Source organism: Pseudomonas sp. HY2-MNA-CIBAN-0224, from assembly GCF_040310285.1.
GTDB lineage: Bacteria > Pseudomonadota > Gammaproteobacteria > Pseudomonadales > Pseudomonadaceae > Aquipseudomonas > Aquipseudomonas helleri.
Window position 1 is genome coordinate 100462 of sequence record NZ_JBEOPQ010000009.1, and the last position, 8726, is coordinate 109187.

Here is an 8726-nt window from a genome sequence, read left to right on the forward strand (position 1 = left end):
CTTGCGAGCCCTATGCCGTCGCTCTTCAAACGTTCCTTGTTGCCCAAACTGCGCAGTTTTCCATTGTCTGCCGATGCGTTCAGCATTTTGCCCAGTGCTGCCGAGTTCCGTCGCAGCCTGCTGGCGCATATCGCGGGTGCTCGTCATCGGATCACGCTGGTGGCCTTGTACCTGCAACAGGACGAAGCCGGCCAGGAAATTCTTGACGCCTTGCACGCTGCCAAAGCGGCACGTCCGGAACTTGAAATTGCGGTGGTGGTTGACTGGTTGCGGGCGCAGCGCGGGCTGATTGGCGCGGGCAAGCAGCCCGGCAACGCGGCCTGGTATCAGGCGCAAACGGCAGCTCACGACAGCGAGGTGCCGATTTACGGCGTGCCGGTGCAAACCCGTGAGCTGTTCGGGGTGCTGCACCTCAAGGGCTTTATTGTCGACGACTGCGTGATCTACAGCGGCGCCAGCTTGAACAACGTGTATTTGCATAAGCTGGACAAGTACCGCTACGACCGATATCACGTGCTGAACAACAAAGCGCTGGCGGATTCCATGCAGCACTTTGTTCAGCATGACTTGATTGAAGCCAAGGCCGTGCACCGTCTGGATCTGCCGTCATTGCCGACCACGCGCAGCCTGCGCAGCGCCATTGGCAACTTGCGCAGCCATCTGAAAAAAGCCAGTTACGACACCACACAAGGCACGGTGGGGCACTTTGGCCTGTCCGTCAGCCCGCTGCTGGGCGTTGGTAAAAACAACCCGCTGAACCGGGTGGTGTGCGAGTTGATTGCCAGCAGCCAGCAGCAATTGACCATTTGTACGCCGTATTTCAACTTGCCGCTGCCCGTCACCCGCGAGATCAACCGAGCGCTGGAGCGTGGGGTGAAGATCGACATCGTGGTCGGTGACAAGACCGCCAACGACTTCTATATCCCGCCGAGTGAACCGTTCAGGGTGATCGCAGCATTGCCCTACCTGTACGAACTGAGCCTGCGTCGTTTTGCCAAAAGCCATCAGCGCCAGATCGACAGCGGCCTGCTCAACCTGCACCTGTGGCGTGACGGTGACAACACCTATCACCTCAAAGGCATGTGGGTTGATGATCGCTACACCTTGCTGACCGGCAACAACCTCAACCCGCGAGCGTTCCGCCTGGACCTGGAAAACGGCCTGCTGATCGACGACCCGCGTCGCGAATTGCTCGAACCCCGGCGCAAGGAACTGGAAGCGATCTTCGCCCACACCCAGCGCATCGATCACTTCAAAAATCTCGAAACCCTGACGGACTACCCGCCCGCCGTGGCCAAGTTCCTGCGCCGCGTCAGCCGGGTTCGAATCGAACGTCTGTTGTACAGGATTCTTTGAATCCAGCGCTCAGCTAAAAGCTCCCACCCCCGGCGGGAATATACGCCACGCTTTCAGTCTCGCGGCGGTGCAGCAGGCGATCGCCGTTATCGACCTGGCTGCTGACCACCTGATGATCCACGCTCAAATAGCCCAGCGGCAACGGGTCGCCGCTGCGGTGCTGGGCGAAGATCAAGGTGCGTTTTGGATCAAAGTGATGGCCACTGGTTTTATCCAGCCATGCCATCAGGGCGGCGCTGTCACCCTGATGCGGGTAGTCCTGGTCTTCGCTGACAAAGTAAAACGGCTGATTGTCGTTCTGCACATACAGCGGCAGTTTGTTGTCGACTTCAATCATCACCATGCGCCAGTCGTCCCAAGGCGCTTGGGCACTGGCTCGTGCTTTAACGTCCTGACCAAATTGCATCACGCCGCCGCCACTGTTGGACCACGGGTAAAACACCCCCAGTACCAACAGCAGCAAGCCGCAACTCAGCCCGAAGGCTACTTTCCAGCCTCGGCCCACGATTTTTTTGCGCTGTTGCAGGCGTCGGGCAACCCACCTGGCGCCGAGCAGTTGCGCGAAGGGCACCAGCGGCAGCACGTAATAGCTGCGGCGGCTGCCACTGGCGGTAAAGAACACAAACAACAGGGTCAGGCCCCAGACCAGCCAGCGGGCATTTGGCTCTATATGCCGCCAGTTGCGCAGCGCAACCCACAGAGCAATGATCCAGACCGGCGCCCAGGGCAGGGTGTAGACCGGCAAGTAGAGCAGGTAGGTGTAAATCGGCCCCAGGTTGTCGAAAGGCTGGAAGAAGCGCACCACGTTTTCACGCAGCACCAGGCCCAACCCGCTTTGCCCGTAGCTGGCAGCGCCATACAGATGCGAAAGGGCAAAGGGTATGAGGTACACCGCCAGCGCGATGGCCAGGGCCGCACACAAACGCACGTTCACATGTCGCTTCCAGCGCTGCTCGCTCAGTACATGGGGCAGCAAGATCAGCCCCGGTAACACAAAGCCGATCAGCCCTTTGAGCAATGAGCTCACGGCCAGCAACAAGAAGAACACGCAGTAACGGCTAAACCGGGTGTCATCAGGGCCCCGCCAATACCACCACACGGCGGCGAGCAGGCCACACACGGTCAATATGTCGGCCGTGGCGACGCGGCCCCAGAACACAAAGTAAAACGTGCTGATCAGCATCCAGCCGGCGATCAGACCTGTGGTCTGACTGAACAGCTGTTTGCCGATCAGGTACACCAACCACACACTCAACCAGGCGGCGATGACCGATGGCAGGCGTAATGACCAGTGATTCAGGTCACCAAGCACCCCGGCCATCGCGGTGATCAGCCAGTAGGAGGGCAGCGGTTTGTCGTAATAGGCCGAGCCCTTGAGGTACGGGTCCAGGTAATCACCGCTTTGCAGCATTTGCAGGGCAATGTTGGCCCAGCGGGTTTCCGGGCCCCAGAGTTCGCGCGAACCCAAGCCGAGTAAAAGCATCAAGGCAGACACGCCCAGCAACAGCAGCAGCGCCCGGTGTTCTGAGGTCCAGCGTTGGATAACGGTCATTCAGGGTTGGCCTGAGGGAAGATAAAGATCGCCAGGTCGCCACGCTCATAGCGCTTGCCGCCCAAGGGCAGTAATTCGACTTCCTGAACCTCAAGGGCCGAACGAGCACGCATCACCACGCCAACCGGGCCACGGGCTTGCGCTTCTTTCATCCACTCGCCGATGTTAGCCATATCAACCTTACGCGTAGCTGAATCGGCATAATCCAGGCCGTATTTAAGTTCGCCTTCGGTGTCGTACAGCGTCACGTCGGGGCGGCTCAGGCGCCACGAGAGTGCGGCGGCGCTGCCCAGCTCGTTGCTCAACAAGGTGCGGGTCTGGCTCAGCTCTTGAACATGCTCAGCGATAAATTGATCGGGCATCTTGCTGTTGACCACGCTGGCGGGCATCGCCGCAGGCAACAACGCAACCAGCAGGCCCATGCCCAAAGCCGGTGCGGCCCACAACTGCAATGGCCGCATGGCTTGCAGCGCATTGGCCAGCAGCCAGCCCATCAACACAATCAGCCCCAACGACAGGCTGAACATCTCGGTGTTGGCGTAAACCGGGCGCGTCACTTGCAGGTAGATCAAGCCCGTGAGCCCGGCCACGGCCAGCAGCGCGTTCAACAGGCCATTGAGGCGTATCACCGTGCTGCGCCCCTGATCGATCCAGGACATCAGCGCATGGCCCATCAGCAAGGCCAATGGCAGCAGGCACGGGAGGATATACGTCGGCAGTTTGCCCTTGCTCAAGCTGAACATGGCCAGCGGCAGCAACAACCACAGCAGCAGGAAGGCGATACCCGGCTGGCGTTTTTGCTGCCAGGCGTCGAGCAGCGCCGCAGGCAGTAGCGTTGCCCACGGCAGGCTGGCGGCCAACAGGAGCGGCAGATAGAACCACCAGGGCTGAATGTGCTGGGCATCGCTCGCGCTGAAGCGGCGGATGTGTTCATTCCAGAAGAAGAACTGCCAGAAGTCAGGTTCCTGATGATGGATCGCTAGCGCCCAGGGCAAGCACACGGCGATTGCGAGCACTACCGCCAGCGGCCCATAGCAAAGCATGTCCTTGATGCGCCGCTGCCACAGGGCAAAGGGCACGCCGACCAACACCGGCAGTAGCCAGGCGAGGAACCCTTTGGTCATGAAGCCCATGCCACAGGCCACGCCCAGCACGCTCCAGGTCCGCAGACGTGCGCGCTGGCTTTGAGCCGTAAAGGCAAACCACAGGGCAACCAGGCTCAGGTTGACCCAAAAAGCGAACTGCGGGTCGAGGTTGGCGTAGCCCGCTTCACCAGCAACCAGACCAAAGCTCATCAATAGCAGCGCGCTGGCAAACGACTTGCGTGGGTCATGCCACAGCCGGCTGGCGAGCAGCCAGGCCAGCCACACACTCAGCCCGGCGGTGAGTGCCGACGCGATGCGCACCCCGAACAGGTTGTCACCGAACACGGCCTGGCCGATGGCAATCAGCCAATAGCCCGCAATCGGCTTCTCGAAATAGCGCAGCCCCATGAAATGCGGCGTCACCCAGTTACCGCTTTGCAACATGCTTTGACTGATCTGGGCATACCGGGTTTCGTCAGGGATCCACAAACCGTGGGTCATCAAGGGTACGAGATAAAACAGCACAAACGCCACGACCAGGCCGGGGATGGCCCAGCGCTCAAGGCGATTGCTCAGAGTGTGTTGAGAGGCTACAGCCGTCATGCTTTCCACCTGCAAAGTCCTTAATGGACGTCATTTATGGCGGGCACGTTAGAGGGCTGTGGGTGGAGGGGAGGTGAACTCAATGTGAAAAAAATGCAGCGTGCCAGACGCTGCAAAACCTGTGGGAGCGAGCTTGCTCGCGATCTTTTGATCTTGATCTGGCTTTTGATCTAAGAGCCCCTCACCCTAGCCCTCTCCCGAAGGAGAGGGAACCGATTGGGGGATGCTGAAGATACTTGGCGGCCTGTTTGCTGCGCGGCAGCGCGGCGTTGAAGGCGGGGCGGACGCTCCCACACGAGTCGGGCGGGTTTAAAAGTCGACCGTAGCCGAGACTTTCAGTGCGCGCGGTTCGCCCTGGCTCAGGTAGCCGCCATTGGCCGACGCCCAGTAGCGGGTGTTGGCGACGTTTTCCAGGTTGGCCCGCAGTGTCACGGCACGCTGCTCAACCTCGAAGCTGTAACGTGCGCCCAGATCGAAGCGGTTCCAGGCCGGAATGCTCAGGGTGTTGGCCGCATCGACGTATTGGCCGCCAGTGCGCAGCATGCGCCCATTCAATGCGACGCCCTCAAGCCCCGGTACATCCCAGTCGGCACCCAGGTTGTACTGGAAGTTCGGCACGCCGATCGCCCGATTACCATTGTTGGCGCCGTTTTTGGTGCCGCTGAGTTCGGTGTCCATCACGGTCGCACCCGCCAGCAAACGCAAGCCGTCCAGTGGCTCGCCATAGATGTTCAGCTCAACCCCGCGATTGCGCTGGGTGCCTTGGCGGACGTAGGTGTTTTGCGCGTCGACATAGCCGTCGCTGGGCTGCTCGATGCGATACACCCCAAAGCTCGCGCCAAAGGTGCCTTTGTCGTACTTGATCCCGGCTTCAACCTGCTTGGAGCGTGCAGGGGCAAAGGCCTGACCGCGGTTTGTCACCTCAGCACCGCCTGCGGTTGCCGGAGCAGTCGGGCCCTTGGCCAGACCTTCGATGCTGTTGGCGTACAGCGACACGTGTTCCCATGGTTTGAGCACGATGCCGTAGACCGGCGTGGTGATGGACTCGTCATAGGTGGCCGTGCGCGCGCCGGCGTAGCTCCAGCCGTCGACTTTCAGGTTTTGCCGACGCAGACCGTAGGTGACCAGAATACGGTCGTCCATAAAGCCCAGGGTGTCGGAAATCGCCATGCTGCGGTTGATGGTCTTGCCGACGATGCCCGGGTCGTTGATATCGCCGCCCACGTACGGGTAAACCGTCGGCTTGGCCACGTCGATCGGGTGGTACAAGTCGTTGGCGAAACTGCCGCTCAACTCATATGCCGAGCGTTGCTCTGTCCAGATACCCGTCACCCCCAGGTTGATTTGATGGCTCACCGGGCCGGTTTGCAACGTGCCGCGCAGGCCGGCCATGGCGCTGCGGTTGTCTTCATCATGGGCGACAAACATGCTTGAAGCGGTGGTCGCGCCTGCGGTACTGCGCAGGGTCGGAGTGGAGTAGTTGCCCACTTCGCGGGTGTGCTTGGCCCCGGCGGCGGCATACAGGGTCCACTGATCGTTGACGTCATACTCGCCACGGGCCATGCCGTAGGTGTCTTCCAGCTCGGTGAAGGTCCACTTCTGGCTGTAATTGGTGTCGGCATCCGGGGCGTGGGGGATGCCGGTCAATGTGGCGGGGATATACACCGTGTTGCGATTGCCATTGATGCGCTGCTTTTGATAGCCAAAATCAGTCGACACGCGCAAGCGATCACCCCGGTAATCCAGCCCCAGGGCAAACAGCTTGGTGCGCTGGCTTTCGTTGTCGATAGCGGTATCGCCTTCGCGCTGGGCGATGTTCATGCGCACGCCAAACTCATTGTTGTCGCCAAAGCGCTGGCCCAGATCGAGGTGTTCACCCACGCGGCCGCTGCTGGAAATATCGGTGCTGAAGCGCCGGGTCGGAGTGTCCTGGGCGCGCTTTGGCTGCAAGTTGATGCCACCGCCGACGCCTGAGCCGGTTGGAGTCACGCCATTAATAAAGGCATTGGGGCCCTTGAACACTTCAACCCGCTCAAGGCTGTCGGTGCTGATGACTTGGCGCGGTAATACGCCGTACAAACCGTTGTAAGAAATATCGTCACTGTTCAGAGGCAAGCCCCGAATCACAAAAATCTGCGCCGCGTTGCCGTAGCCAAAGGACTGGCGTACCGATGAATCGTTTAGCAGCACGTCACCGATGTTTTCTGCTTGTTGGTCTTCGATCAGTTGCGAGGTGTAACTCGACATCGTGAACGGCACATCCATCATGTCCTGATTGCCCAGCACGCCCAACTCACCACCCCGAGCGACCTGGCCGCCGCTGAATACGGTCGGCAGGGCGTTCTTGGGTAACTCATCGGCTGAAATGGCCGTGCTGTCCAGGGTCAGTACGGAGGCCGGGGCTTGATCGGCAGCAGCCATGCTGCACAGCGAAGTACCCAGCAGGCCAAGCAAGGTGGCTGCCAGTGAAGTCAAACGAAACGGGGCGAGGGTGGTCGGCATCAGAATTCCGCGCAGAGTGAGAGAAGTGTCGGCGTCCGTGCAAACTTAAAGGCAAATGATATAGATTCTCTCTTGCATCAAAAAGCGAAACTTCACGCGCCTTTACATTAATTAACCTGATCGCCACTGCGGCGCTTATGACAATCAGGGATACGCTGCCTGCCTGAGTCGATTTGTCGCACCGCCGCCACGTTGCCCGGATTTGCTGGCGTTGGGCTTATGTGCGCACCACAACGGGGCGTGCCTGCCGTGCGACAGGGCCGTGACAGTGGTAGATTCAGCGCCCATGAAACGCGTTTACCCCACAGCAATCGTGCGCTGCTGCTAATGGCGGGTCCATTGGTCGAGTCATGCGCACACCTGTGCTGACTGCGCAGGGCAAAGGTCAGGCTTACAGGCCAGACCGCTTAAAGGAACCTGACATGAATGCATTACTGACTCGCCGCCATGTCGTTGCCGGTCTTGGCTTGCTCAGTCTCGGCTTGCTGGCCGGTTGTGACCCCGGCAGCGGTTTGTCGTACAAATACGGCAAAGACCTCAGCAACGAGATTCTGGGCCGCAAGTTCAAGCTTCGCGACGCTGAAGGCAACGAGATGATGCTCGGCAGCTTTCGCGGAATGATGCCGATGATTTTCTTCGGTTTCACCCAATGCCCGGCCGTGTGCCCGACCGCATTGGCCCGTGCTGCGCAAATCAAGAAAATGATGGGCCCGGACGGCGATCGTCTGCAGGTGGTGTTCATCACCCTGGACCCGGAGCGCGATAAGCCGGCAATGCTCGATGCCTATGTCAGAGCCTTCGACCCAAGCTTTATTGCGTTGTCTGGCACCCTCGAAGAAACCGCTGCCACGGCCAAAGAGTTCAAGGTGTTCTACGAAAAGATCCCGACCGGATCGTCGTATACCCTGTCGCACACGGCCACCAGCTTCGTGTTTGATACGCGTGGCGTACTGCGTTTGGGCTTGTCGCCTTCACTGACGGCCAAGCAGTGCACCGAAGACCTGCTGACGGTGATGTCGGTCTGCTGATCTCCGCTTCCTTTGAAAGAGCCCGTCTTATGAAAACTGTAAATCGCTTGATGTTGCTGTCGTTGCTCGGCTTGAGCCTTAACGTTTCTGCACAGACCGTTGTCGATGACGCCTGGGTGCGCGCGACTGTTCCTGGCCAGCCTTCGTCCGGTGCCTTTATGCACATCACCGCGAGCGCCGACAGCAAGCTGGTTGAGGTCAAATCCCCGGTGGCCAAGACCGTTGAGATTCATGAGTCGACCATGAAAAACGACGTCATGAGCATGCACGCTGTTCCTTTCGTGGCATTGCCGGCCGGCAAGACCGTCAACATCGAGCCCGAGGGTTATCACGTGATGCTGATGGACCTGACAGGTCAGATCAAAGACGGTGATCACGTGCCGCTGACCTTGATTGTCGAAGATGCCAAAGGCACCAAAGAGTCGATCGAAGTCAAAGCCCAGGCACGTGCGCTGAACACGATGCACATGGAAATGGACATGCACGACCACGGCACCGCGCACTAATCCCCCCACCAAACCTGTAGGAGCGAGCTTGCCTCGCGATCTTTTAAGACTGTCTCTTAACACATCTCCGAGCCCACGAGACTACCGCCTCGAT

The 8726-nt window shown here is 59.5% G+C and carries 6 protein-coding genes; 3 read left to right on the plus strand and 3 right to left on the minus strand.

Annotation, left to right across the window (positions count from 1 at the left end; translation table 11 throughout):
* Positions 1–12: 12 nt before the first annotated feature.
* Entirely contained in the window at positions 13–1356 is a 1344-nt protein-coding gene (pssA, locus tag AAEZ03_RS07545; protein WP_350577382.1) for a CDP-diacylglycerol--serine O-phosphatidyltransferase, read from the plus strand.
* Positions 1357–1369: 13 nt separating this feature from the next.
* On the opposite strand, the gene AAEZ03_RS07550 is transcribed toward pssA, so the two are convergent.
* The 3 genes from AAEZ03_RS07550 to AAEZ03_RS07560 all read right to left on the minus strand — a co-directional run bounded on the left by AAEZ03_RS07550 (position 1370) and on the right by AAEZ03_RS07560 (position 7017).
* Positions 1370–2908 carry an ArnT family glycosyltransferase gene (locus tag AAEZ03_RS07550; protein ID WP_350577385.1) on the minus strand — a complete coding sequence of 513 codons (1539 nt, stop codon included), beginning with the start codon at positions 2906–2908 and terminating at the stop codon, positions 1370–1372.
* A complete protein-coding gene (gene arnT, locus AAEZ03_RS07555; RefSeq protein ID WP_350577388.1) occupies positions 2905–4596 on the minus strand; it encodes a lipid IV(A) 4-amino-4-deoxy-L-arabinosyltransferase in 1692 nt (563 codons plus the stop codon). The genes AAEZ03_RS07550 and arnT overlap by 4 nt, the downstream gene beginning before the upstream one ends.
* Positions 4597–4905: 309 nt before the next feature.
* Positions 4906–7017 carry a TonB-dependent receptor gene (locus AAEZ03_RS07560; RefSeq protein ID WP_502947913.1) on the minus strand — a complete coding sequence of 704 codons (2112 nt, stop codon included), beginning with the start codon at positions 7015–7017 and terminating at the stop codon, positions 4906–4908.
* 503 nt (positions 7018–7520) lie between these two features.
* On the opposite strand from AAEZ03_RS07560, the gene AAEZ03_RS07565 reads away from it, so the two are divergent.
* Positions 7521–8126, plus strand: coding sequence for an SCO family protein (locus AAEZ03_RS07565; RefSeq protein ID WP_350577394.1), 606 nt, complete (start codon positions 7521–7523; stop codon positions 8124–8126).
* A 29-nt stretch (positions 8127–8155) separates the two neighbouring features.
* Complete coding sequence (locus AAEZ03_RS07570) at positions 8156–8632, plus strand: copper chaperone PCu(A)C (RefSeq protein WP_048387643.1); 477 nt, start codon at positions 8156–8158, stop codon at positions 8630–8632.
* Positions 8633–8726: the final 94 nt, after the last annotated feature.